The 25,733-nt window shown below is 67.2% G+C and carries 21 protein-coding genes; 11 read left to right on the top strand and 10 right to left on the bottom strand.

Annotated features, from left to right (window positions below):
• The first annotated feature begins 30 nt into the window (after nucleotides 1-30).
• The 6 genes from CRO75_RS20965 to CRO75_RS20990 are packed head-to-tail and all read left to right on the top strand — an operon-like array spanning nucleotide 31 to nucleotide 6,051.
• Entirely contained in the window at nucleotides 31-891 is an 861-nt protein-coding gene (locus CRO75_RS20965; RefSeq protein ID WP_097137862.1) for a branched-chain amino acid ABC transporter permease, read from the top strand.
• A 2-nt stretch (nucleotides 892-893) separates the two neighbouring features.
• The gene (locus CRO75_RS20970) at nucleotides 894-1,904 is read left to right on the top strand and encodes a branched-chain amino acid ABC transporter permease (protein ID WP_097137864.1); all 1,011 of its coding nucleotides are present in this window, start codon (nucleotides 894-896) and stop codon (nucleotides 1,902-1,904) included.
• Nucleotides 1,901-2,653: an ABC transporter ATP-binding protein gene (locus CRO75_RS20975; RefSeq protein ID WP_097137866.1), complete on the top strand. Its 753-nt coding sequence runs from the start codon at nucleotides 1,901-1,903 to the stop codon at nucleotides 2,651-2,653. Before CRO75_RS20970 ends, CRO75_RS20975 begins: the two co-directional genes overlap by 4 nt.
• A complete protein-coding gene (locus tag CRO75_RS20980; protein WP_007932342.1) occupies nucleotides 2,653-3,348 on the top strand; it encodes an ABC transporter ATP-binding protein in 696 nt (231 codons plus the stop codon). The genes CRO75_RS20975 and CRO75_RS20980 overlap by 1 nt, the downstream gene beginning before the upstream one ends.
• A 13-nt stretch (nucleotides 3,349-3,361) precedes the next feature.
• A complete protein-coding gene (locus CRO75_RS20985) occupies nucleotides 3,362-4,642 on the top strand; it encodes a Zn-dependent hydrolase (protein WP_097137868.1) in 1,281 nt (426 codons plus the stop codon).
• Nucleotides 4,639-6,051: an amidase gene (locus CRO75_RS20990; RefSeq protein WP_097137870.1), complete on the top strand. Its 1,413-nt coding sequence runs from the start codon at nucleotides 4,639-4,641 to the stop codon at nucleotides 6,049-6,051. The genes CRO75_RS20985 and CRO75_RS20990 overlap by 4 nt, the downstream gene beginning before the upstream one ends.
• A gap of 108 nt (nucleotides 6,052-6,159) precedes the next feature.
• On the opposite strand, the gene CRO75_RS20995 is transcribed toward CRO75_RS20990, so the two are convergent.
• Nucleotides 6,160-6,786 (bottom strand): thiol:disulfide interchange protein DsbA/DsbL, encoded by a 627-nt coding sequence (locus tag CRO75_RS20995; protein ID WP_097137872.1) that lies wholly within the window; start codon nucleotides 6,784-6,786, stop codon nucleotides 6,160-6,162.
• Between the two features lie 124 nt (nucleotides 6,787-6,910).
• Entirely contained in the window at nucleotides 6,911-7,849 is a 939-nt protein-coding gene (locus tag CRO75_RS21000; RefSeq protein WP_097137874.1) for a LysR family transcriptional regulator, read from the bottom strand.
• Between the two features lie 94 nt (nucleotides 7,850-7,943).
• Here CRO75_RS21000 and CRO75_RS21005 point away from each other — a divergent pair, with 94 nt between their 5' ends.
• The 3 genes from CRO75_RS21005 (at nucleotide 7,944) to CRO75_RS33030 (ending at nucleotide 10,526) form a co-directional block, all read left to right on the top strand.
• Nucleotides 7,944-9,113, top strand: a complete 1,170-nt coding sequence (locus CRO75_RS21005) for a sterol desaturase family protein (RefSeq protein WP_097137876.1) — start codon at nucleotides 7,944-7,946, stop codon at nucleotides 9,111-9,113.
• A 25-nt stretch (nucleotides 9,114-9,138) separates the two neighbouring features.
• Entirely contained in the window at nucleotides 9,139-10,248 is a 1,110-nt protein-coding gene (locus CRO75_RS21010; protein ID WP_097137878.1) for an SMP-30/gluconolactonase/LRE family protein, read from the top strand.
• Between the two features lie 140 nt (nucleotides 10,249-10,388).
• Nucleotides 10,389-10,526 (top strand): hypothetical protein, encoded by a 138-nt coding sequence (locus CRO75_RS33030; protein WP_007932359.1) that lies wholly within the window; start codon nucleotides 10,389-10,391, stop codon nucleotides 10,524-10,526.
• 174 nt (nucleotides 10,527-10,700) lie between these two features.
• Here CRO75_RS33030 and CRO75_RS21020 read toward each other — a convergent pair whose 3' ends face one another.
• The 8 genes from CRO75_RS21020 to CRO75_RS21055 all read right to left on the bottom strand — a co-directional run bounded on the left by CRO75_RS21020 (nucleotide 10,701) and on the right by CRO75_RS21055 (nucleotide 23,029).
• Nucleotides 10,701-10,934: a DUF465 domain-containing protein gene (locus CRO75_RS21020; RefSeq protein ID WP_097137880.1), complete on the bottom strand. Its 234-nt coding sequence runs from the start codon at nucleotides 10,932-10,934 to the stop codon at nucleotides 10,701-10,703.
• Nucleotides 10,935-11,135: 201 nt separating this feature from the next.
• Entirely contained in the window at nucleotides 11,136-13,796 is a 2,661-nt protein-coding gene (locus CRO75_RS21025) for an excinuclease ABC subunit UvrA (RefSeq protein ID WP_097137882.1), read from the bottom strand.
• Between the two features lie 166 nt (nucleotides 13,797-13,962).
• Entirely contained in the window at nucleotides 13,963-16,074 is a 2,112-nt protein-coding gene (locus CRO75_RS21030; protein WP_097137884.1) for a PAS domain-containing hybrid sensor histidine kinase/response regulator, read from the bottom strand.
• A gap of 261 nt (nucleotides 16,075-16,335) precedes the next feature.
• Nucleotides 16,336-19,419, bottom strand: coding sequence for an error-prone DNA polymerase (locus CRO75_RS21035; RefSeq protein ID WP_097137885.1), 3,084 nt, complete (start codon nucleotides 19,417-19,419; stop codon nucleotides 16,336-16,338).
• Complete coding sequence (locus CRO75_RS21040; protein ID WP_097137887.1) at nucleotides 19,416-20,831, bottom strand: DNA polymerase Y family protein; 1,416 nt, start codon at nucleotides 20,829-20,831, stop codon at nucleotides 19,416-19,418. Before CRO75_RS21040 ends, CRO75_RS21035 begins: the two co-directional genes overlap by 4 nt.
• Nucleotides 20,832-20,838: 7 nt before the next feature.
• On the bottom strand, nucleotides 20,839-21,456 hold the full coding sequence (gene imuA, locus CRO75_RS21045; protein ID WP_097137889.1) for a translesion DNA synthesis-associated protein ImuA: 618 nt from the start codon (nucleotides 21,454-21,456) through the stop codon (nucleotides 20,839-20,841).
• Nucleotides 21,456-22,073: a transcriptional repressor LexA gene (lexA, locus tag CRO75_RS21050; protein ID WP_007929352.1), complete on the bottom strand. Its 618-nt coding sequence runs from the start codon at nucleotides 22,071-22,073 to the stop codon at nucleotides 21,456-21,458. Before lexA ends, imuA begins: the two co-directional genes overlap by 1 nt.
• Nucleotides 22,074-22,111: 38 nt before the next feature.
• Nucleotides 22,112-23,029: a LysR family transcriptional regulator gene (locus CRO75_RS21055; RefSeq protein WP_085534232.1), complete on the bottom strand. Its 918-nt coding sequence runs from the start codon at nucleotides 23,027-23,029 to the stop codon at nucleotides 22,112-22,114.
• A 103-nt stretch (nucleotides 23,030-23,132) separates the two neighbouring features.
• On the opposite strand from CRO75_RS21055, the gene CRO75_RS21060 reads away from it, so the two are divergent.
• A complete protein-coding gene (locus CRO75_RS21060) occupies nucleotides 23,133-24,875 on the top strand; it encodes an amidohydrolase (protein WP_097137891.1) in 1,743 nt (580 codons plus the stop codon).
• Between the two features lie 117 nt (nucleotides 24,876-24,992).
• The gene (locus CRO75_RS21065; protein WP_097137894.1) at nucleotides 24,993-25,730 is read left to right on the top strand and encodes a TorF family putative porin; all 738 of its coding nucleotides are present in this window, start codon (nucleotides 24,993-24,995) and stop codon (nucleotides 25,728-25,730) included.
• The last annotated feature ends 3 nt before the right edge of the window (nucleotides 25,731-25,733 follow it).

Genomic DNA, 25,733 nt, shown 5'->3' on the forward strand with positions numbered 1-25,733 from the left:
AGTCGCCGGCCCCCTGTCGAGGGTACCCGCATGCTCAATCTTTACCTGTTCCAGATCCTCAACGGCCTCGGCCTGGGGATGATCTACTTCCTGATCGCGGTGGGCCTGACGATCATTTTCGGCCTGCTGAACTTCGTCAACTTCGCCCACGGTGCATTCTTCCTGCTCGGGGCCTACATCTGCTACACCGCCGTCAGCCTCACCGGCAGCTTCTGGCTGGCGCTGCTGGTCGCGCCGCTGGTGGTCGCGGCCCTGGCCTGGGCCATCGAGCGATTATTGATCCAGCGCATCTACCACCTGCCCCATACCTTCCAGATCCTGGTGACCCTGGGCATCGCGCTGATCATCCAGGAAGCCAGCGTGCTGATCTGGGGCCCCGTCGGCAAAAGCGTCGCGGTGCCGGAACTGCTGCGCGGCGTGCTGATCGTCGGCGACTTCGTCTACCCCTACTACCGCCTGTTCCTCATCGTCTTCTCGGCGCTGGTCGGGCTGGCGCTGTGGCTGCTGCTGGAGCGCACGCGCTTCGGCGCCCTGGTGCGCGCCGGCAGCGAAAGCACCGAGACCGTGTCGCTGCTGGGCACCAACATCTTTCGCCTGTTCTCCATGACCTTCGCCCTCGGCGTGGCCCTGGCCGGGATCGCCGGGGTGCTGTTCGCGCCGCTGCGTGGCGCCCAGCCCTTTGTCGGCCCGGAAATCCTCGGGGTGGCCTTCGTGGTGGTGGTGATCGGCGGCATGGGTTCGTTCGGCGGCGCCCTGGTGGGCGGTCTGCTGGTGGGGGTGGTGCAAAGCCTGATGACTAGCCTCTGGCCCCAGGGCGCCAGCCTGATGATCTACGGCGCCATGGCGGCAGTCATTCTGGTGCGTCCTTACGGCCTGTTCGGGAGAGCATGAACATGAGTGAGAAAAATCCCCTGCCGTTCGCCAAGACTCAATCGCGCGGCCTGCTGTGGCTGGTGGTCGCGGTACTGATCGGCCTGCCGCTGGTGCTGCCGTCGGCGACCCTGGCCACCGAGATCCTGATCTTCGCCCTCGCGGCGCTGGCCTGTAACCTGCTGCTGGGCTACACCGGCCTGCTGTCGTTCGGCCAGGGCATCTTCTTCGGCGCCGGGGCCTACTGCGCCGCGCTGCTGATGATCCACCTGCAGCTGGGCCTGTTCAGCGCCCTGTTCGGCGCGGCCCTGGTGGGCGCGTTGCTGGCGTTGCTGGTGGGCGCCCTGGCGATCCGGCGCACCGGCATCTACTTCGTGATGCTGACCCTGGCCTTCAGCCAGATGGCCTACTTCATCGCCTATACCCTGAGCGACTGGACCGGCGGCGACAACGGTCTGCTCAGCGTGCCGCGCCCGGAGATCCGCCTCGGCGACACCGTGCTGCTGTCGCTCGGCGACGCGCGCTACTTCTACGCCTTTGTCGCGGTGCTGTTCCTACTGATCTTCATCGGTGCCCGCCGGGTGATCGCCTCGCCGTTCGGCAGCACGCTGATGGCGATCCGCGAGAACGAAACCCGCGCCGCCGCCATCGGCTACGACACCCGGCACTTCAAGATCCTGGTGTTCATGCTGTCCGGCGCGGTCACCGGGATCGCCGGGGCGCTGTACGCCATGCTCCTGCATTTCGTGCCGCTGTCGAACATCGACCTGGCGATGTCGGAAAACATCCTGATCATGACCATAGTCGGCGGCACCGGCTCGCTGTTCGGCTCCCTGCTGGGCGCCGGTTCCATCGTGCTGCTCGGCGAGTTCCTGTCCGACCTCTGGCCACGCTGGCTGATGCTGCTGGGAATCATCCTGATCCTGGTGGTGGTGTTCATGCGCGGCGGTTTGTGGGGCGGCTTGTCGAGCCTGTTCGAACGCATCCGGGGGCCACGCAAGGCGGCCCTGCCGACCGAGGAGAAACTGTCATGACGCAGTACCTGCTGCAAACCCAGGACCTGGAGCTGGCCTATGGCGCCTTCCACGCGGTCAACGGCGTCAACCTGAAAGTCGAGGCCGGCACCATCCACACCATCATCGGCCCCAACGGCGCCGGCAAGACCAGCCTGTTCCACTGCCTGACCGGCGAACGCCAGGCCACCACCGGGGCGATCCTGTTCAACGGCAAGAACATCATCAAGAAACCGGCCCACGGCCGGGTCGGCCTGGGCATGGCCCGTTCGTTCCAACTGACCAGCCTGTTCCAGAACCTCAGCGTGCGGGAAAACCTGCGCCTGGCCGCCCAGGGCCGCGATGGCCTGGCGGCGCTGAACTTCTGGCGCCACGTCGACAGCCGCCGCGAACACCTGGAGATGGCCGACCAGGTGCTCGAACGCCTGCAACTGACGGCACGCGCCGACACCCTCGCCGGCGAACTGTCCCACGGCCAGCAGCGGGTGCTGGAAGTCGGCATGTCGATCTGCTCCAGGCCGAAACTGCTGATGCTCGACGAACCGACCTCCGGCATGGGCATCGACGACATCCCGATCATGACCCAGCTGATCAGCGACCTGGGCCGCGACCACACGGTGCTGCTGATCGAACACAACATGAGCATCGTCATGTCCATCAGCCAACGCATCACCGTCATGAGCCACGGCCAGATCCTGGTCGAGGGCACACCGCAATTCGTCCGCACCGACGAGCGCGTGCGCAGCGCCTACCTGGGAGAAGCCGCCTGATGCTGACCGTCGAGAATATCCATTCCTACTACGACAAGAGCCACGTCCTCGAAGGCGTCTCGCTGCAGGTCGACGCCGGCGAGCTGGTGACCCTGCTGGGGCGCAACGGCGCGGGCAAGACCACGACCCTGCGCAGCATCCTCGGGATCATCTGCCCGCGCCAGGGGCAGATCCGCTTCAACGGCCAGGAGCTGGTGGGCAAGAAGATCTTCGAGATCGCCCGCCAGGGCCTGGCGCTGGTGCCGGAACACCGCGGCATCTTCCGCTTGCTCAGCGTCGAGGAAAACCTGCGCATCGCCCAGCGCAAGAGCAGCCGCTGGCAGCTGGAGGATGTCTACGGCATGTTCCCGCGCCTCAAGGAGCGGCGCAAAAACGCCGGCCACGCGCTGTCCGGCGGCGAGCAGCAGATGCTCGCCATCGCCCGTGCCCTGCTCAACGATCCCAAGCTGCTGATTCTCGACGAACCCACCGAAGGCCTGGCCCCGGTGATCGTCGACGAGCTGGTGAAGATCCTGCGCAAGATCAAGGACGACGGCCTGCCGGTGCTGCTGGTGGAACAGAACCTGATGGTCTGCGACAAGCTCGCCGACCGCCATTACGTCCTCGAACAGGGGCGCGTGGTCTACCAGGGCAGCGCCGCCGACTTCCGCGCCGACCCGAGCATCAAGAACCGCTACCTGGCCCTGAGCGCCTGAGGGGAGAGCTGAAATGAACCGTCCGATTGTGTCCGTACCCCCGTTGCAAGACGCCACCCCGCTGGTCAACCGCGAACGCCTCTGGCAATCGCTGATGGACCTCGCGCAGCTGGGCGCCACCGCCAAGGGCGGCGTGTGCCGCCTGGCCCTGACCGACCTCGACCGCCAGGCCCGCGACCTGTTCGTGCGCTGGTGCGAAGAGGCCGGGTGCAGCGTCAGCATCGACGGCATCGGCAATATCTTCGCCCGCCGCGCCGGGCGTAACCCGCAGCTGCCGCCAGTGATGACCGGCAGCCATATCGACACCCAGCCCACCGGCGGCAAGTTCGACGGTTGCTACGGGGTGATGGCCGGCCTGGAGGTGATCCGCACCCTCAACGACCTCGGCCTGCAGACCGAGGCGCCGATCGAGGTGGTGGTCTGGACCAACGAAGAAGGCTCGCGCTTCCCGCCATGCATGATGGGCTCCGGGGTGTTCGCCGGTAAGTTCGACCTCGACGACACCCTGCGCAAGCAGGACGAACAGGGGCTGTCGGTGGGCAGCGAGTTGCGGCGCATCGGTTATGCCGGCCCGCGGGCGGTGCTCGGCCATCCGGTGGGCGCGTATTTCGAGGCGCACATCGAACAGGGCCCGGTGCTGGAAGACCGCCAGACCACCATAGGCGTGGTCATGGGCTGCCTCGGCCAGAAGTGGTTCGACCTGACCCTGACCGGGGTCGAGGCCCATGCCGGGCCGACGCCGATGCACCTGCGCAAGGATGCCCTGGTGGGCGCCGCCCAGGTGGTCAGCGCGGTCAACCGCATCGCCCACGAGCAACAGCCCCACGCCTGTGGCACGGTCGGCTGCCTGAGCCTGCACCCGGGCTCGCGCAACGTGATTCCCGGCCAGGTGCAGATGACCCTCGACCTGCGCCACCTGCATGCCGACAAACTGCAAGCCATGGTCGACGAGGTGCGCCAGGTGATCGAGGACACCTGCCAGCAGCACGGCCTGGGCTTCGAGCTGACCCCCACCGCCGATTTCCCGCCACTGGACTTCGACCCCGCCTGCGTCGCCGCGGTACGCCAGGGCGCCGAGCAGCTGGGCCTGAGCCATATGGACATCGTCAGCGGCGCCGGGCACGACGCGATCTTCATCGCCGAGCTGGGCCCGGCCGGAATGATCTTCGTGCCCTGCGAAGGCGGCATCAGCCACAACGAAATCGAAAACGCCGCGCCCCAGGACCTGGCCGACGGTTGCGCCGTGTTGCTGCGGGCCATGGTCAACGCGGCGCAAGCAGGAGCGACGGCATGACCCGACACCGCGAAATCGCCGAGATGAGCGGCGTCGAACTGCTCGCCCATTACCGTGACAAGCGCCTGTCTCCGGTGGAAGCGACCGAGGACGCCCTGGCGCGCATCGAGCGCTTCAACCCGCAGGTCAACGCCTATTGCCATGTCGACCCGCAAGGCGCGCTGGACGCGGCAAAAGCCTCCGAGCAGCGCTGGTTCAAGGGCCAACCCTGCGGTGCGCTGGACGGCGTGCCGGCCTCGATCAAGGACCTGACCCTGACCCGTGGCATGCCCACCCGCAAGGGCTCGAAAACCACCTCCGCCAGCGGCCCCTGGGACGTCGATGCGCCCTTCCCGGCCTTTATGCGCAACGCCGGCGCGGTGCTGCTGGGCAAGACCACCACCCCGGAATTCGGCTGGAAAGGCGTGACCGACAACCCGCTGTACGGCATCACCCGCAACCCCTGGGACACCCGCACCACCGCCGGCGGTTCCTCCGGCGGCGCGGCCGCCGCGGCCTCGCTGAACCTCGGCGTGCTGCACCAGGGCAGCGATGCCGGTGGCTCGATCCGCATTCCCTGCGCCTTCACCGGCACCTTCGGGATCAAGCCGACCTTCGGCTACGTGCCGCAGTGGCCGGCCAGCGCCATGACTATCCTCTCGCACCTGGGGCCGATGACCCGCACCGTCGACGATGCGGTGCTGATGCTGCAAACCGTGGCCCGCCCGGATGCCCGCGACGGCCTTGCCGGGGCCCCACGCAGCACGCCCTGGTTGCCGCAGAGCACTGATCTCAAAGGCCTGCGTATCGCCTACAGCGCCGATTTCGGCTACGTGAAGGTGCAGCCACAGGTAGCACGGGTGGTGGCCCGGGCGGTGGAACGCCTGGCGCAACTGGGCGCCGACGTCGAGCAGGTCGACCCGGGGTTCAGCGACCCGCTGGAGCTGTTCAATACCCTGTGGTTCGCCGGCGCCGCGCGGCTGGCCGGGCAACTGAGCCAGGAGCAACGCCAGCAGCTCGACCCGGGCCTGCTGCGTATTGCCCGGCAGGGCCAAGGCATCAGCCTTCACGACTACACCCTGGCCCTGGAAGCCCGCGCGGCGCTGGTGGCGCACATGGCCGGGTTCCACAGGCGCTACGACCTGCTGGTCTCGCCCATGCTGCCGCTCACCGCCTTCGCCGCCGGGCACAACGTGCCACCGGGTTCCGGCCTGGGCGAATGGATGGAATGGACGCCCTTCAGCTACCCCTTCAACCTCACCCAGCAACCGGCCGCGTCGGTGCCGTGCGGCTTCGCCGAGGACGGCTTACCGGTGGGCCTGCAGGTGGTGGGGGCGCGGTTTGCCGATGATCAGGTGCTGCGCCTGTGCCGCGCTTATGAGCAGGCGTTCCCGAGCCTGCATCCGCAGGCGCCGCGGATCAAGGACTGACCGCGCTTGTGAGGGGCATCGCTAGCGATGCCCTTTTTGACTACCGCTCGATGCCCTTGGGCCGCTGCCGAGCCTCGCCGGCTGGACAGCGGCCAGGGGATCGAGGGCTTATTTTGCCGCCCGCACCTGGGCGATCAACTGGTCCGCCACCGCGAACAGGCCCTTGGCGCCGTCGTTGGTCATGCCTAAGCGGTATTTGCCGTCCACCACCAGCGACGGCACGCCGGTGGCCTGGTAGGCCGCGGTGCGTTTTTTCGCGTCCATCACCTTGGCCTGCACGGCGAAGGAGTTGTAGGTGGCGAGGAACTTCGCCGGCTCGATGCCCTGGCCTTTGAGCAGCTCGGCCATGGCCTCGGGGGTTTTCAGGCGGTTGCCGCCGTGGATAGCCTCGAATACCGCGTGGTGCACCTCGGGCTTGGCGTCCATGGTCGCCAGGGTCAGGTACAGCTGGCCGTAGACGTCCCAGATCCCGCCGAACATGGCCGGCAGCTTGACGAAGTTCACGTCTTCGGGAAGCTGGGCGGCCCAGGGGTTGATCGAGGCTTCGAGGTTGTAGCAGTGGCCGCAGCCGTAGGAAAACAGCTCCACCACTTCGATCTTGCCGGGCACGACCTGCGGCACGGCATCCTTGAGTTCCACGTACTGGCTGGCATCCACCGCCGCCATGGCGGTCTGCCCGGCCAGGCCAAAGAGGCAGCTGGCTGCCAGGGCAATGTTCAGAATCGAGTGACGCATGCAATCTCCAATGGGTTGGCGCCTCTGAGTCAGCACGGCTGCTCATCGAGCGGGCCCCAAAGGATACAGGCGGTGTCCGCGGTGCCAATCAGACTCGTCTTAATCTTTTGTTGGTTTTTTGTCATCAGCGCCCGGACAGCTCCGGCTGCTGCACGAACCGGGCGGCCAGGGCGATGATCTCCTCGCGCAGCCAGCGATGCCCCGGCACCCGCTCCTGCTGGCGATGCCAGATCAGGCTGACCTGCACCGGCGGCGCCACCAACGGCAGCTCGGCGATGCGGATCGGCATCAGCGCGCAGAAGTGCTCCGCCAGGCGCCGCGGCACCGTGCCCAGCAAATCCGACTGGGCGACGATCAAGGGAATGCTCAGGTAATGCGGGACGAACAGCTGCACATGGCGCTGGACCTTGGCCGAACCGAGGACGATCTCCAGCGGCGAGCCGCGCCCGCCCCGGTCCGGAATCGCCACGTGCTGGCTTTGCTCATAGGCCTTGAGGTCGAGCTGTGGCTCGAAGGCCGGGTGGTCGATACGGCCGATCACCACCAGCTGTTCTTCCAGCAGCGGCTGGTAGCAGAGGTCGGGGTCGTCGAAGTACAGGTAGTCCACCGCCAGGTCGAGCATCCCGGTGGTCAGCCAGGCCGGCAGGGAGTCGGCGGCATCGCTGCGCACCGCCAGGCGAACCTTGGGCGCGGCGCTTTGCAAACGGCGTGACAGCGCCGGCAACAGGCGCGCCTGGGCGTAGTCGTTCATCGACAGGGTAAAGGTCTGGTCGGCCGCCGCCGGGTCGAACGCGCTGCCCGGGTCCAGGCCTTCCTGCAGCAGGCGCAGGGCCTGGCGCACCGAGCCGTGCAGCACATGGGCCCGCGGCGTGGGCTGCATGCCCCGCGCGGTGCGGATGAACAGCGGCTCGTCGAGCTGGCTGCGCAGGCGCGCCAGAGCGTTGCTCACGGCCGGCTGGCTGAGGTTCAGGCGCACCGCCGCGCGGGACAGGTTCTGCTCCTGCATCAGCGCGTCGAACACCAAGAGCAGGTTGAGATCCAGGTGCCGCAAATTCAGCTTCATGAATAATGCCCATTCCGAATATCCATTAGCTGGATAATTCGAGCAGGACTAATCTGCTGTCAACAAGAACAATAAAACCCACAGGAGAACGGCCTTGAGGCAAACCACCCTGGCATTTCGCGAGCGTTACCGCGCCGCGGTTCATCCGCGCTACAACCCGTGGCTGCACGGCGGTTTCGTGCTGGCCTATGGCATGGCGTGCATCGCCCTGCTGTGGAGCACCCTGCACCAGGTACAGCCCCTGGAGTGGCTGGCGGTGCCGGTGGCGCTGCTGTTCTTCAACCTGTGCATCTACGTCGTGCACCGCTGGCTGGGCCATCACAAACAGGCCTTCGCGCGGATGTTCTACGCCCGCCACAGCGGCGATCACCACAGTTTCTTCGTGCCCGGACACATGACCTACGACGGCCCCCGGGACTGGCGGGTGATCCTGTTTCCGGCCTGGCTGATCGTGGTCCACAGCCTGCTGTTCGCCCTGCCACTGTGGTGGCTGCTGCAGTTGTGGAATGCCAATGTCGCGGCGCTGTTCGCCAGCTGCACCCTGATCGGTTACCTGGCCTACGAGGTGTTCCATGCCTGCGAACACCTGCCGCCCGAACACCCGCTGGCACGGCTGCCGTGGATCCGCCAGATGCGCCGCCTGCATGAGCTGCATCACCGTCGCGAGCTGATGCAGGAGCGCAATTTCAACATCGTCCTGCCGCTGATGGATTACCTGTTCGGCACCCTGTACTGGGAGCCGGAACCCGCCACCTCCTCTCTATCGACAAGGTCCTCGTCCATGACCCGCATGCAGCATCAGATCGATATTCCGCGCAACCCGGTGGCCCTGCTCGACTACGCCTGCGCCTCCAGCCGCTGGCCGGAGTGGCACCCGTCTTCATTGAAGGTCCAGGGTCCGGCCGGGGCCCTGCCCGCCGGCGCGTGCTTCGAGGAAGACATCCACGCCGGCGGGCGCAGCGGGCACCTGAGCTGGCGGGTCGACGAGTACCTGCCCGGGTTTCGCTGGAGCGCCGCGGCCAAGGGCGATCATGGCCTGGAGCTGGTGGTGACCTACGAGTGCCAGGCGCTGGACGCCCACCGCACGCGCTTTATCCGCACCCTGGAATACCGCTTCGACGGCTTGCTGATGCGCCTGGGCAATCGCCTGTTATTCAGAAGGCGGATAGAACGGGAGTCCGCCGACTCCCTGCTAGCCTTGTGCGAAATGGCGCAACGGGCAATTCCCCTGGGCGCCGACGTCGCGCCGCAGAGCACGACCTGAACCCATCACCCAGGAGCCGCCCTCGATGAAGCCCGTCGCACCCCGTCGGATCAAGTTTCGCCATCTGCTGTTGGTCGTGGTCATCGCCATCGGCGCCTTTCTGCTGCTGATGCCGACCAAGGTCCAGCCATTGGCCTGGACCCCGTCGCCAGCGCCTTCACTGAAAAGCGGCCTGTACGCCGAGAACCAGAAGCTCAAGGGCCTGCAGGCGGTGGGCGCGCTGAACATCGACGGACCGGAAGCCCTGCTGCTGGAAGACGGTTCGTTGATCAGCGGCCTGCATGACGGGCGGGTGATCCGCACCGCCCTGGACGGCAGCGCCCTGCAGGTACTGGCCCATACCGGCGGGCGCCCCCTGGGCCTGGCCCGGCATCCGGATGGCCGGCTGATCATCGCCGACGCGGTCAAGGGCCTGCTGGCGCTGGACGCCAAGGGGCAGCTGAGCACCCTCACCACCTCCGCCAACGGCCTGCCCTTCGGCTTTACCGACGATGTGGCGGTGGACGCCGCCGGGCGTTATGCCTACTTCAGCGACGCCACCAGCCGCTGGGGCTACGGCCAGGATGGCGAGGCGGTGATCGAGCACGGCGGCGACGGGCGCCTGCTGCGCTATGACTTCCAGACCGGCCAGACCGAACAGTTGCTGGACGGCCTGGAGTTCGCCAACGGCGTCGCCCTCGGGCCCCAGGAAGCCTATGTGCTGGTCAACGAAACCGGCGCCTACCGGATCAGCCGCTACTGGCTCAGCGGCGCCAAGGCCGCCACCCACGACCTGTTCATCGACAACCTGCCGGGGCTGCCGGACAACCTCAGCTTCAACGGCCAGGGGCGTTTCTGGGTGGCGCTCTATGCCCCGCGCAATGTCCTGCTGGACGGCACCGCGCCCTACCCGCGGGTGCGCAAGATGATCGTGCGGGCCATGACCCTGCTGCCCAAGCCGGTGGAAAAACGCGGCTTCGTCCTCGGCCTGGATACCCAGGGCCAGGTCATCGCCAACCTGCAGGACGCCAGCGCCGGCAACTACGCGCCGATCACCACGGTGCGCGAATACGGCGACGCCCTGTACTTCGGCTCGCTCAAGGCCACGCACATGGCGCGCCTGCCGCTGAGCGTCGCGCTGTCAAAGGCGCCTTGATGCGATAACGGCATGGGCACCGGCATGTTCGCCAGATTCTGATCTAAGCTGTCCCGCGCGGCGCCGTCACAGGCGCCCACCAAGGAAAGACAAACAATCGAATCCGATTGATTCCCATCACATTGAGAGTGGATCCCCCCATGAAAATCAAAATCCTCCTGGCTTCCCTGCTGCTCACTTCATCCCTGTCGGCGCTGGCCGCGTGCCCGGTGTTCGGACCGTCCGAAGATCCCTGCGCAGGCCCGGTATTCGGCCCGAGCACCTGCGAGTGCCCTTGACGCAGGCAGGCGCTGAAACAGGCGCGCCCGACTCGGGCGCGTCTCGCCAAGGGTGCGGGTCGATACAGGGGAGTAAACGGGCAAATAGCGGAAAGAGCAGCCAATGCTCTGGATTGCGTAGAACCTGGCGAGACGCCCGAAACCTCGGGACATCTCGCCCAGGACAGGGTGGGGTCAGGAGCGTGCGGTCAACTTCTCGGAGATTTCATCCTTGATCAGCAGCCGCTTTTCCTTGAGTTTTTTCAGTTCGTCGTCAGCGGCCGCCGCGGCCTCCGCTTTGAGCACCTGATCATCAATGGTGGAGTATTTGTCGAACAGGGCATTCAAGTGCGGGTCATTGGCCCGACGCTGTTGAATGTCTTCTTTGCTGTAGCTCAGGTCCTGATACAGGTCATGGGGCACCGGCATGAAACACCTCCGTTTGTTGATCGGTAGCAAGCCCGTTTACACGCGCTTGCCAGTTACCAGAATGACCTCGACCACCGCTGTCTGTCGACCGCCAATCAGACCAGCGGTAACCGTTCGTCGCCTCCAGCGGCACTGCCCGCGACCCACCGCCAGACCCAACAGCCGTCATGGCCGGCGGCCCAGCGAAGGGTCACCGAAGGCTCACCCCAGGGCCTGGGCCAGGAACGGCGCAGTGCGGCTCTTGCGGTGCCTGGCCACCTGTTGTGGCGTCCCGCTGACTACCACTTTGCCGCCCTGGGCGCCGGCGCCCGGGCCGATATCGATCACCCAGTCGGCCTGGGCCACCACGCGCATTTCATGCTCGACCACCACCACGCTGTGGCCGGCCCGCACCAGATTGTCCAGTTGCTCCAGCAAGCGATCGACATCCCGCGGATGCAGGCCGGTGGTCGGCTCGTCCAGCACATACAGGGTGGCGCCGCGGGGGTTGCGCTGCAGCTCGGTGGCCAGCTTGATCCGCTGCGCTTCGCCACCGGACAGCTCGGTAGCGGGCTGGCCGAGGCGCAGGTAACCCAGGCCGATATCGCGCAAGACTTCCAGGGAGCGGCGGATACTCGCTTGCTCGGCGAACACCTCGACCGCCTCCTGCACCGTCAGTTGCAGGACCTGGGCGATGTCCAGGCCCTGCCACTGGATAGCCAGGGTCTGCGGGTTGTAACGCGCGCCGTGGCAGGTCGGGCACGGCGCATAGACGCTGGGCATGAACAGCAGCTCGACGCTGACAAAACCTTCGCCTTCGCAGGCCGGGCAGCGGCCCTTGGCAACGTTGAAGGAGAACTGCCCGGCGTCGTAGCCCAGCGCACGCGCCTCGGGGGTGGCGGCGAACAGCTTGCGCACGTGGTCGAACAACCCGGTGTAGGTCGCGAGGTTCGAGCGTGGGGTGCGGCCGATGGGTTTCTGGTCCACCTGCACCAGGCGCTTGATCCGCTCCAGCCCGGCGGTGACTTCGCCGCTGCTGGCCTGCGGGGCGTCGTCTTCCAGGTTCAGCTCCTCCGGCTCTTCGTTGCCCTGCGGCCGCCCGAGGTGCGCGCCCACCAGCTCCAGCAAAGCCTGGCTGACCAGGCTCGACTTGCCGGAACCTGAAACTCCGGTCACCGCGGTGAAGCAGCCGAGGGGGAATTGTGCGCTCAGGTCCTTCAGGTTGTTGCGGCTGATGCCCTCCAGGCGCAGCCAACCCTGGGCCTGGCGCGCGGTGCGGCGAGCCGGCGCCTGTTCAGCGAACAGGTAGGCGCGGGTCTGCGACTGCGCGACCTGGGCCAACCCCGCCGGCGGACCGCTGTACAGCACCTGGCCGCCCTGCTCGCCCGCCGCCGGGCCGACATCGATCAGCCAGTCGGCGCGGCGCATGGTCTGCAGGTCGTGCTCGACCACGAACAGCGAATTGCCCGAAGCCTTGAGCTGCTGCAGGGCCTCGAACAGCGCCTCGGCGTCCGCCGGGTGCAGGCCGGCCGAAGGCTCGTCGAGCACGTAGATCACCCCGAACAGTTGCGAACCCAGCTGGGTCGCCAGGCGCAGACGCTGCAACTCGCCGGACGACAGGGTCGGCGTGCTGCGTTCCAGGGCCAGGTACCCCAGGCCCAGGCCAGTCAGGGTGCTGACCCGCTCCAGCAGGTCCTGGGCGATGCGTTGCGCGGCCAGGCGTTTTTCCAGGGACAGGTTCGGCGTGTGCCGCACATCCGGCCCTCCGACATGCCCCGGCGCGCCCTGGGCGATCCGTTGTTGGCGCGCGGCCTGGGTCTGTTCGTGGCTCCAGACCTCGCCGGCCTCCTCGGCCTGTTCCAGGTAAGCCTGGGCGGCCACCGGCTTGAGCACCTCGGCCAGTTGCAGCAGGGGCATCTGCGACAGCTCGCCGATGTCGAGGCCGGCGAAGGTCACCGACAGCGCCTCGCGCTTCAGGCGCTTGCCCTCGCACAGCGGGCATGGGCTGCCGAGCATGAACTGCGACACGCGCTTTTTCATCAGCGCGCTTTGCGAATGGGTGAAGGTGTGCAGCACATAGCGCCGGGCCCCGCTGAAGGTGCCCATGTAGCTCGGCTCCTGCTTGCGCTTGAGGGCCTCGCGGGTCTGCTCCGGGGTCAGCCCGGCGTACACCGGCACGGTCGGGGTTTCTTCGGTGAACAGGATCCAGTCGCGCTGTTCTTGCGGCAGGTCGCGCCAGGGAATATCGACGTCGTAGCCCAGGGTCACGAGGATGTCGCGCTGGTTCTGCCCCTGCCAGGCCAGCGGCCAGGACGCCACCGCGCGCTGGCGGATGGTCAGCGAAGGGTCCGGGACCATGGACGCCTCGCTGACCTCGTAGACCCGGCCCAGGCCGTGACAGTTGGGGCAGGCCCCTTGCGGGGTGTTGGGCGAGAAGTCTTCGGCGTAAAGCATCGGCTGCCCCGGCGGGTAGCTGCCAGCCCGGGAATAGAGCATGCGGATCAGGCTGGACAAGGTGGTGACGCTGCCCACCGAAGAGCGGGTGCTCGGCGTGCCGCGCTGCTGTTGCAGGGCCACCGCCGGCGGCAGGCCTTCGATGGCGTCGACATCCGGCACCCCGACCTGATCGATCAGGCGCCGGGCGTAGGGCGCCACCGATTCGAAGTAGCGGCGCTGGGCCTCGGCATACAGGGTCGAGAACGCCAGGGACGATTTGCCGGAGCCGGAGACCCCGGTGAACACCACCAGCGCGTCGCGGGGAATATCCACGTCGACGTTGCGCAGGTTGTGTTCGCGGGCGCCGCGCACCCTGACAAAACCCGAGCTGTTCGCGGGCAAGGAAGACAAAACCTGGGGCGAAGGCGTGTTGCGCGCTGAAGTCATGGGGCAGCCTTGTATCGGAGGTGTCGGAACAGAGGTCACGTCAGAAAGCCCCGGCGCCAGCACCGGCGACCGGCAGCCACCCGACCGAGGTGCAGGGTGCATGGGCCCGGGGTTTTGAGCAACCGCGGATGTCGAACGTTCGGCGGACTTTTTCCCGCTTATGGCCTTACGCCTCCAGCACCGACCTGACCATGGCGGTCAGGGCGTCCGGGCTGTAGGGCTTGCTCAGCAGGTGGGTGTCCGGGCTGAGCTGGTGATTGCAGGAAATGATGTCGCGGGTATGCCCCGAGGTGAACAGCACCGCCACCGCCGGCGACTGGGTCTTGGCCCAAAGCGCCAGGTCGGTGCTTTTGATCAGGCCGGGCATCACCACATCGGTGAAGATCAGCTCGACCCGGGCGCCGCTCAGCAGCAGTTGCATGGCCGCATCGCCATTGGCCGCCACCAGCACCTTGTAGCCGGCGCTCTCCAGCAGCTCGACCGCCGCCGCGCGGACGTCCTCGTTGTCCTCCACCACCAGGATGGTTTCCTGGCCATGGCCAGGCCGCTGTCCGCGCCGGGGCGCCTCTCCCGGTTCCTGTTCGGTGCTGCGGACAAAATACATGCGCACCGTGGTGCCCTGCCCCGGCGTGCTGAGCATCTCGATATGGCCGCCGCTCTGCTTGACGAAACCGAACACCATGCTCAGTCCCAGCCCGGTGCCCTGGCCGTCGCGCTTGGTGGTGAAGAACGGCTCGAACGCCTGCTTGAGCACCTCGGGGGGCATGCCATCGCCGGTATCGGCCACCGACAGGCACAGGTAGTCACCGGGACTGATGCCCTTGCCGGCGCAGAAACCGCGGTCGAGCACCATATTTTCGCCGCGGATGCCGATGGTGCCCTCGCCCTTCATGGCGTCGCGGGCGTTGATCGCCAGGTTGAGCAAGGCGTTTTCCAACTGGCTGCGATCGACCTTGATGCACCAGGGCTTCGCCGGCAGTTGCACATCGATGTCGATGGTTTCGCCGAGGGCCCGTTGCAGCAACTCACTCAGGCTGTCGGGAATCCGGCGGGGGTTGTAGACCTCGGGCGACAGCGGCTGGCGCCGGGCGAACGCGAGCAATTGCGCGGACAGCTTGGCGCCGCGCTCGACCGCAGTAATGGCCGCGCCGACCCGGCGCTGCACATTGGCATTGTCCGGCTCATGGCGCGCCAGCAGGTGCAGGTTGCCGGCGATCACTTGCAGCAGGTTGTTGAAGTCGTGGGCCACGCCACCGGTCATGCCGCCAATGGCTTCGAGCTTCTGCACCTGACGCAGCTGCTCCTCGGCCGAGACCCGCGCGTTGACCTCCTCGGCCACCCGCTGCTCGAGGTTGCGCGTCAGTTGCAGCAGCGACTCTTCGGCCATCTTGCGTTCGTGGATATCGATCAACACGCCGGGAAAGCGCAAGGCCTGTCCTGCGTCGTCGAACTCGCAACGGCCACAGCCCATGACCCACAGGTAACTGCCGTCCTCCCGGCGGATGCGGTATTCGGCGTTATAGGGCACGCCCTTTTTCACGCTGTAGGCGGCCTGTTCCTTGATCCGCGTCAAGTCCTCGGGGTGCACCCGACTGTCGGCGACCGCCATCGACAGGTCGTCCAGCGGCTGCTCCAGCGGGTAGGAAAAGGTCCGGGCAAAACGCTCGTCGCCCGATAGCCGGTCGGCCTTGATGTCCCAGACAAAGGAACCCAGCAGCGCCCCGGCATTGAGCGCCAGTTGCACCCGCTCGTTTTCCGCGCGGTAGGCGTTCTCGACTTCCTGGCGGCGCTGCTCGGACAGCACGTGGGCGGTGGTCTCGACCACGATCGCCATGACCCCGGCCGGCGCCTGGTCGTCGCCGGCCACCGGGCTGTAGTAGAGGTCCATCCAGACATGTTCCGGCTGGCCGTTGCGCAGCAGGACCAGCTCCTTGTTGCGGTACGAAAGGGTCCCACCCGCCAGGCAGGTGTCCAGCACATGGCGGTTGAAATCCGCCACTTCCGGCCAGCCCAGCTCCACCTGGCGGCCGAGCAGGTACGGATGCCGGCCGCCGGCGAATTCGGCGTAGGCATCGTTGTAGATCATGTAGCCCGAACGGCCCCAGAGCATGACCAGCGGCACCGGCGAGGCCAGCAACAGTTGCACGGCACTGCACAGGCTCGACGACCACTGCTCCAGCGCGCCCAGCTCGGTGACGGACCAGTCGAACGCCTGGATGCGCCCGGCCATCTCGCCTCTCCAGCCCTGGCAACCATGAGGATCGGATAAGAACGACATCGCTTGACCCAGTGAACACGATTGAATGACGGCATTCCCGGCCGCGCCCCGAACGCCACGGACAGGTACTCAAGTTTGGAGCACGGGCCACGCGGATGGTTTCACCGCATTTTCGCGATTGTCGGACCAGTCGCCATGACGCCGGGCAAACAACCCCGGCCTGTAGCCGCTGCCGCAGGCTGCGATCGGCCGGAACGGCCGTAAAAGTCTCAAGATCGCTGAAGGCCTGCTGCCTTGTCGCAGCCTGCGGCAGTGGCTACATCAGCGGAAATCGCGGCTGCGCACGGTGATACCGCTCAGCAGGTCGCTGAGGTCGCTCAGGCGCCCGGCGATCAGGTGGCGGACCTCGCCTTCGGTTTCCAGGGTGCCGTCGACCTTGAGCAACTGCGCGCCCACCAGGACCTTGCGCTGGCGTTCGGCCAGGTCGCGCCAGACCACCACGTTGACGTTGCCGAACTCGTCTTCCAGGGTAACGAAGGTCACGCCGCTGGCGGTGCCCGGTCGCTGGCGCCCGGTGACCAGCCCGGCGATGCTCACCGGGCGCCCGTGCTCGACCTCCAGCAGCTCGCGGGAACTGCGACAGCGCCGGGCCTTGAGCTCGCCCCGCAACAAGGCCAGCGGATGCGGCCCCAGGGTGGTGCCGACGCTCAGGTAATCGGCCTGCAGGTCTTCGCCGACCGTCGGGCGCGGCAAGACCACCGGCGCTTCCTCCTGGCGCGGCAGGCCGGCGAACAGGCCGAGCTGTTGCTGCACCCCCGCCACTTCCCAGCGCGCCCGATGCCGGTGCCCGGCCAGCCCGCGCAGGGCGCCGGCATCGGCCAGCAGTTCCTGGGCGCGGCTGTCCAGGCGCGCCCGTTGCCCGAGGTCGGCGATGTCGACAAACGGGCCATGCCCACGCGCCGCCTCGATCCGCCGCGCGTCGTCTTCGCGAAAGCCTTTGATCATTCGCAGCCCCAGGCGCAACGCCGGCTGCGCGCCGGCCAACGGTTCCAGGCTGCAATCCCAGGTGCTGGCGCGCACGTCCACCGGACGAATCGCCAACTGATGCCGGCGCGCGTCCTGGAGAATCTGGTCGGGGCTGTAGAAACCCATGGGCCAGCTGTTGATCAGGGCGCAGGCGAAGGCCGCCGGCTCGTGGCATTTGAGCCAGCAGCTGGCATAGGTCAGCAAGGCGAAACTGGCGGCGTGGGATTCGGGAAACCCATAGCTGCCGAAGCCCTTGATCTGCTCGAAGATCTGCGCGGCGAACTCGTCGCTGTAGCCATTGGCGCGCATGCCGTCGCGCAGGCGCAGGCGATGGGGTTCCAGGCCGCCATGGCGTTTCCAGGCGGCCATGGAGCGGCGCAACTGGTCGGCCTCGCCGGGGGTATAGTCGGCGGCGACAATGGCGATCTGCATCACCTGCTCCTGGAACAGCGGCACGCCCAGGGTTCGCTGCAGCACCTCTTTGAGCGCCGCCGAGGGATAGGTCACCTTCTCCTTTTTGTCACGCCGGCGCAGGTACGGATGGACCATACCGCCCTGGATCGGCCCCGGCCGGACGATGGCCACCTCGATCACCAGGTCATAGAAGTTCTTCGGCTTGAGCCGGGGCAGCATCGACATCTGCGCCCGCGACTCGATCTGGAACACGCCGATGGTGTCGGCGCGGCCGATCATTTCGTAGGTGGCCGGGTCCTCGGCGGGGATGCTGGCCAGGCTTAGCCGCTGGTCCCGATAGCCATGGATCAGATCGAAACAGCGACGAATCGCGCTGAGCATGCCCAGCGCCAGCACGTCCACCTTGAGCAGCCCGACCGCGTCCAGGTCGTCCTTGTCCCACTGGATGATGGTGCGCTCGGCCATGGCCGCGTTTTCCACCGGCACCAGGGTGTCCAGCGGCTGCTCGGAAATCACGAAGCCGCCGGGATGCTGGGACAAGTGCCGGGGAAAGCCGATCAGTTGCCCGGTCAGGCTCAGGACCCGGCGCAGCACCGGGCTGTCCGGGTCGAAGCCGGCCTCCCGCAGGCGCTCGACGGCCGGCGGCGTATCGCTCCAGTGGCCGCAGCAATCGGCCAGGGCGTTGACCTGGTCCGGCGGCAGGCCCAGGGCCTTGGCCACATCGCGCACCGCGCCGGCGCCGTGGTAGGTGCTGACCACCGCGGTCAGCGCGGCGCGGTGGCGGCCGTAACGCTGGAACACGTACTGCAGGACTTCCTCGCGGCGATCGTGCTCGAAATCCACGTCGATATCCGGTGGCTCGTTGCGCTCGCGAGAGAGAAAACGCTCGAACAGCAGGGTCGAGCGGTCCGGGTCGATCTCGGTGATGCCCAGGGCGAAACACACCACCGAGTTGGCCGCCGAGCCCCGGCCCTGGCAGAGGATCGACTGGCCGCGGGCAAAGTTGACGATGTCGTGCACCGTGAGGAAATAGCTCTCGTACCCCAGCTCGGTGATCAGCTTCAACTCATCGTCGATCTGCTTGAGCACCTTGGGCTTGGCGCCCCCCGGCCAGCGCTTGACGATGCCGCGTTCGGTCAGCTCGCGCAGCCAGCTGGCGGGCGTCTGCCCTTGCGGCACCAGCTCCCGGGGATATTGGTAGTGCAACTGCCCAAGGTCGAAATGGCAGCGCTCGGCGATCTTCAGCGATTCTTCCAGCAGGGCCGGCGGATAGAGCCCCTGCAACGCCTCGAGGCTGCGCAAATGCCGCTCGCCATTGGGGTGCAGGCGCTGGCCGGCCTCGGCCACCCGCACGTGATGGCGGATCGCGGTCATGGTGTCCTGCAAGGCCCGCCGCCCACGCACATGCATATGCACATCGCCGCAGGCCACGGCGGCAATGCCCAGCCCGCGGGCCAGCTCCAGCAGTTCGCCCAGGCGCCGCTGATCGTCCTGGCCGCAGTGCAGCTCCACCGCCAGCCACAACCGGTCGGCGAACACCTGTTGCAACCAGCGTCCGGTTTCCTGCTGTTGCTCCTGTGGCTGCTCGTCCGCCAGCCACAGGGCCAACAGCCCCGGCAAGGGTTGTTCGAAGTCTTCTCGCAGCAGCTGGTACTGGCCCTTCTGCGCCCGGCGCCGGCCACGGGTGATCAGCCGACACAGGCCCTGGTAACCCTCCAGGTTCTCCACCAGCAGCACCAGCCTGGGGCCGTCGTCGAGGCGCATTTCGCTGCCGACGATCAGCGGCAGGTTGCTGCCCCTGGAGGCCTGCCAGGCCCGGACGATACCGGCCAGGCTGCATTCGTCGGTAATCGCCAGGGCCTGGTAGCCCTGGGCCGCCGCCCGCTCGAACAGCTCACGGGCACTGGAGGCACCGCGCTGGAAACTGAAGTTCGACAGGCAGTGCAGTTCGGCGTAGCCCTTCATGCGAACCAGCCCTGCAACAGCAAGGGCCCCGCCTCGCCCACCGGGCGATACGCCCAGCCCTGCTGGCCGCCGCGGGTTTCGATCAGGTAGTAATCGCGGCGCACGTCGCCGCCGTCCCACCAGCCGGACTCGATGCGTTCCGGCCCCATAAGGATGTGCGCCGCCCCTTCTGGCAGCACCAGCGGCTCGCGCAGCAGCCAGCCCGGGCGCCGGGGCCCGGGCAGCAGCGGGCAGGCCTGGCTGTCGCCGACCGGCTGCCAGCTGCATTCGGGGCGGTGGTCCGAGTGGAAGCGCAAGCCATGCACCGCCTCGTCCCCCAGGCGGGCGCGCAGGCGCTCGCGCAGCTGCTCCCAGGGCAGGGATTGCTGCGGGCGCTCGTCGAACAGTTCGCGGTGCTGCGGCACGAAGCGCGGCAAATCCTCGGCCACCAGGCGCACGCCACGCACCGGCGCCGGCACCTGGACCTGCTCCAGGCGCCCGCGTGCCAGTTCGAACAGCATCCCCGGCTCGCGCTCGGCGCTGAGCAGGCCGACCTTGACCAGGGTGTCGGGCCGCTCGACATGTTCCAGGTGCAGCTCGAAGCGCTGCACCCCGCTGTCACGGCCACAGAGAAACGCCGCCAGATCGCTGGTCAGGCGGCGCAGGGGAAACAGCAGGGCCTGGTGGGACAGCACATCGAAATTCAATTCGATGCGCAGATCGAAACGCTCCGGCGGCTGATAGAACGCCAACGCCAGGGAACGCTCGCCCAAAAGAGTGTCCAGGTGCTTGAGCAGGCCCGCGTCGAAACGCCGGGCCAGGGTGTCCCGCGGCAATCCGCGCACCTGGGCGAAGGTGCGCAGGCCCATGCGCGACAGGGCGGTGGCCGCGCCCGGCGGCAGGCCGAGACGCTCCACGGGCATGCGCCCCAGGGCCTGGCGCAATTGCTCCAGGTCGGTCACCGCCAGCCCGTCGTAGGCATTGGCCAGCACCCGGGCCGCCGCCGGATTCGGCGCGCTGACGATGCGGTGGCGAAAACCCAGCTCACCCAGCTCCTGGCGCAGGCGCGCCTCCAGCTGTGGCCAGGGGCCGAACAGGCTCAGGCTCGACTCGATCTCGAACACCAGGGTGCGCGGGTAATGCACGCTGACCTGGGAGCTGAAGCGGTAGGCCCAGGCCGCGAGAAACTGCTGCCAACGGGCGATTTCCTCGGCGTCGTATTCGGCGCTGGCGAAGTCCTTGCTCAGGGCCTGGGCGGCGGTCAACGACTGCCCGGGGCGCAACCCCAGCTCGCGGCCCGCGGCATTCACCGCCTGGATCACCCGGCGTTGTGGCGTCCCGCTGAGCAGCGCCAGCGCGGCCTCCGGTTCGGGGCGCTGGCGCAGCGCCGCGTCCAGCGCCAATTGCGGGAACAGAATACAGACCCAGCGCATGGCAACCTCAGGGCCCCGGGGCGAAGGCGATCGGTGCCGAATGGGCCAGGCCGCCGCGGCACTTGAGCACCCGCAGTTGCGCCGGCCGCGCCTCCACGGCAAGACGCAGGGCCGCCGGCGAAGGGTTGATGGCGTCCTTGAGGGAGCGGTAGGCAAAGGCCAGGGTCTGGCCGGTTTCGGCCGCCACCTGCAAACGCCGCAAGGCACGGTCGTCGGCCTGTTGCGGCCAGCACAGCACGGCCCCGCAACTGCCCGAACGCAGGCACTGCTCGGCGGCCCACAGGGCGTCCCGTTCGCCGGCCTGGATCACCGCCAGCTGGCGCAGGTCGACCCCGGCGTTCTGCCAGGCCTGGGGGTACGGCACATGGGGCGGCGCCACCAGCACGATGCGCTCGCCGGCGGCCGAGAGCCGGGCCAGGGTCGGCCATAGCAGTTGCAGCTCGCCGACACCCTGGGCGGCAATGAGGATTTCCGTCAGCGCCGCTTCCGGCCAGCCGCCGCCGGGCAAGGCCGCGTCCAGCATGGCGTGGCCGGTGGGTTGCGGGCTGGCGGCGGGCGCCGTCGGGCGGCCCTTCCACACCCGGCCGGCATTGAACAGCGTCTCCAGTGCCACGACGGCGCCCATCAGCCTTGCCTCACCAGGCCACAGAACACCCCTTCGATGGCCAGGTCGCGGTCCTCGCCGATCAGGATCGGCGCATAGGCCGGGTTGCGCGGCAGCAGGCGCACGCCATCGGCCAGGCGCTCGAAACGCTTGATGGTGACCTCGCCGTCCAGCCGCGCCACCACGATCTGGCCGTTGCGCACCTCGCTGTCGCGGCGCACCGCCACCAGGTCGCCGTCGAGGATGCCGTCCTCGATCATCGAGTCGCCCTGGACCCGCAGCAGGTAGTCGGGGGTACGGGAAAACAGCGCCGGGTCGAGCAGCAAGCGGCTGTGCACCTCGGCATCGGCGCCGATCGGCAGGCCGGCGGCGACCCGGCCGAGCACCGGGATGTCGAGCAGTTCGGGGCGCGGCGGCTGGTTGAGCAGGCGGATGCCCCGGGCCTGGTTGGGGTTGACCTCGATGAAGCCGGCCTCGGTCAGGGCCACGACATGCTTGCGCGCCACGCTGCGCGAGGCGAAGCCAAAGGCCTCGCTGATTTCAGCGAGGCTCGGGGGCTGGCCATGTTCGGCGATGCGCTCGCGGATAAAGGTCAGGATGGCACTGCGGCGGGGAGATAAAGTGGTCATGGAGTACATTTGTACTCCTCTCGGATTTTCCTGACAAGAACCGCCAGTCAGCCCAACCCGCGGCTCGCCAGGAACGCGCTGATGTAATCGATGAACGCCAGCACCTTGGCCGTGGCCCGTCGATGGCTGGGGTAGACCGCGAGGATGTGCGGCCCGAAGCAGTCCGGGTCGATGGCGTAGTCGGCCATCACCCGCACCAGGCGGCCGTCGGCCAGGTAAGGCGCGGCGCTCCACAACGGGGTGTGCAGCAACCCGCGCCCGGCAAGGGCATTGGCCAGCAGCAGGTCGTAATTGTCGCTGCGCAGCCGCGGCGCCCGAGGTTGCAGCAGGCTCAGGCGCTGCCCGTCCCGCTCGACCCACCAGAATTCGCGGCTGAGCAAGGGATGGCGATAAAGCAGCCATTCGTGGTCGTCGAGGGTTTGCGGCGTCACCGCCACACCCTTGCGCGCCAGGTAGGCCGGGCTGGCGCACAAGGCCAGGCAATTGCTGCCGACCACCCGGGCAATCAACCCCGGCAGGTCGTCATGGCCTTCGCGCAGGGCCAGGTCGTAGCCGCTTTCCAGTAGGTTGACGAACTCGTCGCACAGATCCACTTGCAGGTCGATCTGCGGGTACTGCTCGAGGAAACCACCACACACCTGGTCGAGAAAGGCCTGCCCATAGGCCAGCGGCGCGGTGATTTTCAGGTTGCCGCGCAGGCCATGCTGCAACTGCTCGATTTCCTCGCCGGCCTCCTCCAGCCGCTGCAGGACCTGGCGCGCGGTGTCCAGGTAGAGCCGCCCCACTTCCGTCAGCAGGATCCGCCGGGTGCTGCGCTCGAACAAGCGCGCGCCCAGCTCGACTTCCAGGTGATTGACCGCCTTGGTCAGGGCCGAGGGGGTCTTGCCCAACTGCTCGGCGGCGCGGCTGAAACTGCCCAACTGCGCGGTGACCACGAACATTTTCAGTGCACTCAACTTGTCCATGCTTTTTCCATTCAGGCAAAAACGTTTTTCGTCAGCGAGGCGTTCTGTCGGCTCTGGCAAGCCAATAAGCTGGCCATCAGACGCAATAACAAGGAAATACTCAATGAAAAGATTCATCCCGAATCTGCTGGCGATTGCAGTGAGTTTTGCCTCAATGGAAGCCATGGCCGCCACCGACCTGGTGCTGTTCAACGGCCAGGTGTTCACCGCCGACCGCGCCCAACCCAAGGCCCAGGCCCTGGCGGTGGCCGACGGCAAGGTGCTGCAGGTGGGCAGCGACGCGCAGATCAAGGCCCTGATCGAAACCGGCACCCGGGTCATCGACCTGGGCGGCAAGACCCTGATGCCCGGCCTGATCGACAGCCATTCCCACGCGATCTTCGGCGGCCTGGAAATGACCTCGGCCAACCTGCAGGACAAGGTGGTCAGCCTCGACCAGCTGGAGCGAAAACTGCGCGCCTGGCGCGACGACGGCAAGGCCAGGCATGGCGATGTGCTCAGCATCGCCGGCATGAGCTCGGCCTACTGGGCCCAGGCCGAAGCCCTGGGCCAGCGCTTCAACGCCGGCGAATGGGCCAGGGTGCCGGTGGTGTTCACCGGCAGCGATCACCATACCGCCTGGGCCAACAATGCGATGCTCGAACGCGCCGGCATCGACGCCGCCCTGCTCAAGAACCTGCCGCAGGCCGAACGCGACACCATCGGCAAGCTCGCCGACGGCCGCCCCAACGGCTTCCTGGTGGACGCCGGCTGGGACCGGGTCGCGGCGAAAATGCCGGTGCCCAGCAGCGCCGCCCTGCTCAACGCGGCGCAATCGGCGGTGCGCTACAACAACAGCCTGGGCATCACCGCCTGGATGGACCCGGCCGCCAACGCCGCCCCCGGCGAAGCGGTGTTCGCCCTCAAGCCCACGGCCCAGACAGTTGGCGTGCTGCCGGCCTACAAGGCGCTCGCCGAGAGCGGCGGCATGAGCGCCCACGTCGCCGCGCTGCTGGTGGCCAACCCGAAAAGCCTTCCTGCCGACCTCGACGTGCTGGAGCAGGTGCGCCAGCAATTCCAGGGCATTCCCAACCTGACCTTGCCCGGGGTCAAGATCTTCGCCGACGGGGTGATCGAGTACCCGGCCCAGAGCGCGGCGATGATCGATCCCTACAGCAATTCACATAAACAGGGCGAACTGCTGATCGATCCCGAGCATTTCGGCGAACTGGTCAGCGCCATCGACCAGCGCGGCTGGCGGGTGCACATCCACGCGATCGGCGACCGCGCGGTGCGTGAATCCCTCAACGGCATCGCCCAGGCGCGCAAGGACCGCCAGAGCGGCATCGCCCACTCCATCACCCACCTGCAGATGGTCAACCCGAAAGAGTTCGCCCGCTTCAAGCCGCTGGGGGTCATCGCCTCGATGCAACTGCTATGGGCCTCGGCCGACGACTACACCCTGGACATGATCAAGCCCTACGTCAGCGCCCTGGCCTTCCGTTACCAATACCCGGCGCACTCCCTGCTCAAGCAGGGCGCGACCCTCGCCGGGGCCAGCGACTGGCCGGTGTCCTCGCCCAACCCGTGGAACGCCATCGCCCAGGCCATCACCCGCAAGGGGCCGCTGGGGGTGCTCAACGCCGACGAGCGCCTGGACCGCGAAACCATGTTCTACGCCTACACCCTCAACGCCGCCCGCGCCATCGGCCTGGAACAGCAGATCGGCTCGCTGAGCGCCGGCAAACAGGCCGACTTCATCGTGCTGGACCGCGACGTGTTCAAGGTCGACGAAAAGGCCCTGCACGAAACCCAGGTGCTGCAGACCTGGTTCGCCGGCCGCGAAGTCTACGCCCGACCTCTCTAATCCGATCCGTCTGAAAACCAGCTGATCCACTGCCCGCCCCACGTCCTTGCGCGTGTGGGCCGGCGCAGCCTTGCCCGAAACCTGCCCATAACAATCACAACAATACGGGACGCCCACATGAAGACCCTCAGCCTGTTCGCCATCGGTGCCTTGAGCCTGTTGCCCCTGGGCAGCCAGGCCCTGCCCTTGAACGATGACGTTGCCGTGGAACTGGAACTGACCCTGGCCAGCGACTACCGCACCCGCGGCATTTCCCAGACCCAGAACGACCCCGCCGCCCAGGCCGCCGCGACCCTGCTGCACAGCAGCGGCCTGTACCTGGGCGCCTGGACCTCCAACGTCGATTTCGGCGGCGGCCTGAAGACCCGCCAGGAAGTCGACTACTACGCCGGCTGGCTGTGGCAGGCCAGCGACGCGATCAGCCTCGACCTGGGCTACCTCAAGTACAGCTACCCTAGGGAAGGGCAATTCAACCAGAGCGAGGTCTACGGGATTTTCAGCGCCTACGGGTTCAGCCTGGCGGCCTATTACTCCAACGATGCGCCGGGCATCGACAGCCAGCAGAGCACCCTGTACCGCTACCTCGGCTACGAAACCGAGCTGCCCCTGGGCCTGGGCTTGAAGCTGCGTTACGGCGAGATGGACTTCAAGGACCCCCGGCTGATCTCGGCCTCGGGCCAGGGCGAGGACGCCTACCACGAATGGGAGGCCAGATTGACCCGCGAAGTGGCGGGCGTGGTGCTGGGCCTGAGCTATATCGATACCGACCTGTCGAAAAGCCAGTGCACCGGCAATTACGGGTTCAGCGACCTGTGTGGCGCGACCTGGGTCGCCAGTGCCAGGAAGACTTTCTGAATC

The sequence above is a fragment of the Pseudomonas sp. LAMO17WK12:I10 genome (assembly GCF_900215185.1).
Lineage (GTDB): Bacteria > Pseudomonadota > Gammaproteobacteria > Pseudomonadales > Pseudomonadaceae > Aquipseudomonas > Aquipseudomonas chlororaphis.

What these genes read in the sequence shown, in the direction of transcription:
- CRO75_RS20975 (WP_097137866.1), top strand. Translation starts at nt 1,901, where the DNA reads ATGACGCAGTACCTGCTGCAAACCCAGGACCTGGAGCTGGCCTATGGC.
- CRO75_RS20970 (WP_097137864.1), top strand. Translation starts at nt 894, where the DNA reads ATGAGTGAGAAAAATCCCCTGCCGTTCGCCAAGACTCAATCGCGCGGC.
- CRO75_RS20985 (WP_097137868.1), top strand. Translation starts at nt 3,362, where the DNA reads ATGAACCGTCCGATTGTGTCCGTACCCCCGTTGCAAGACGCCACCCCG.
- CRO75_RS21055 (WP_085534232.1), bottom strand. Translation starts at nt 23,029, where the DNA reads ATGGACAAGTTGAGTGCACTGAAAATGTTCGTGGTCACCGCGCAGTTG.
- CRO75_RS21065 (WP_097137894.1), top strand. Translation starts at nt 24,993, where the DNA reads ATGAAGACCCTCAGCCTGTTCGCCATCGGTGCCTTGAGCCTGTTGCCC.
- CRO75_RS21020 (WP_097137880.1), bottom strand. Translation starts at nt 10,934, where the DNA reads ATGCCGGTGCCCCATGACCTGTATCAGGACCTGAGCTACAGCAAAGAA.
- CRO75_RS20965 (WP_097137862.1), top strand. Translation starts at nt 31, where the DNA reads ATGCTCAATCTTTACCTGTTCCAGATCCTCAACGGCCTCGGCCTGGGG.
- CRO75_RS33030 (WP_007932359.1), top strand. Translation starts at nt 10,389, where the DNA reads ATGAAAATCAAAATCCTCCTGGCTTCCCTGCTGCTCACTTCATCCCTG.
- CRO75_RS21060 (WP_097137891.1), top strand. Translation starts at nt 23,133, where the DNA reads ATGAAAAGATTCATCCCGAATCTGCTGGCGATTGCAGTGAGTTTTGCC.
- CRO75_RS21035 (WP_097137885.1), bottom strand. Translation starts at nt 19,419, where the DNA reads ATGAAGGGCTACGCCGAACTGCACTGCCTGTCGAACTTCAGTTTCCAG.
- CRO75_RS20980 (WP_007932342.1), top strand. Translation starts at nt 2,653, where the DNA reads ATGCTGACCGTCGAGAATATCCATTCCTACTACGACAAGAGCCACGTC.
- CRO75_RS21025 (WP_097137882.1), bottom strand. Translation starts at nt 13,796, where the DNA reads ATGACTTCAGCGCGCAACACGCCTTCGCCCCAGGTTTTGTCTTCCTTG.
- imuA (WP_097137889.1), bottom strand. Translation starts at nt 21,456, where the DNA reads ATGGGCGCCGTCGTGGCACTGGAGACGCTGTTCAATGCCGGCCGGGTG.
- CRO75_RS20990 (WP_097137870.1), top strand. Translation starts at nt 4,639, where the DNA reads ATGACCCGACACCGCGAAATCGCCGAGATGAGCGGCGTCGAACTGCTC.
- CRO75_RS21040 (WP_097137887.1), bottom strand. Translation starts at nt 20,831, where the DNA reads ATGCGCTGGGTCTGTATTCTGTTCCCGCAATTGGCGCTGGACGCGGCG.
- lexA (WP_007929352.1), bottom strand. Translation starts at nt 22,073, where the DNA reads ATGTACTCCATGACCACTTTATCTCCCCGCCGCAGTGCCATCCTGACC.
- CRO75_RS21010 (WP_097137878.1), top strand. Translation starts at nt 9,139, where the DNA reads ATGAAGCCCGTCGCACCCCGTCGGATCAAGTTTCGCCATCTGCTGTTG.
- CRO75_RS21000 (WP_097137874.1), bottom strand. Translation starts at nt 7,849, where the DNA reads ATGAAGCTGAATTTGCGGCACCTGGATCTCAACCTGCTCTTGGTGTTC.
- CRO75_RS21030 (WP_097137884.1), bottom strand. Translation starts at nt 16,074, where the DNA reads ATGTCGTTCTTATCCGATCCTCATGGTTGCCAGGGCTGGAGAGGCGAG.
- CRO75_RS20995 (WP_097137872.1), bottom strand. Translation starts at nt 6,786, where the DNA reads ATGCGTCACTCGATTCTGAACATTGCCCTGGCAGCCAGCTGCCTCTTT.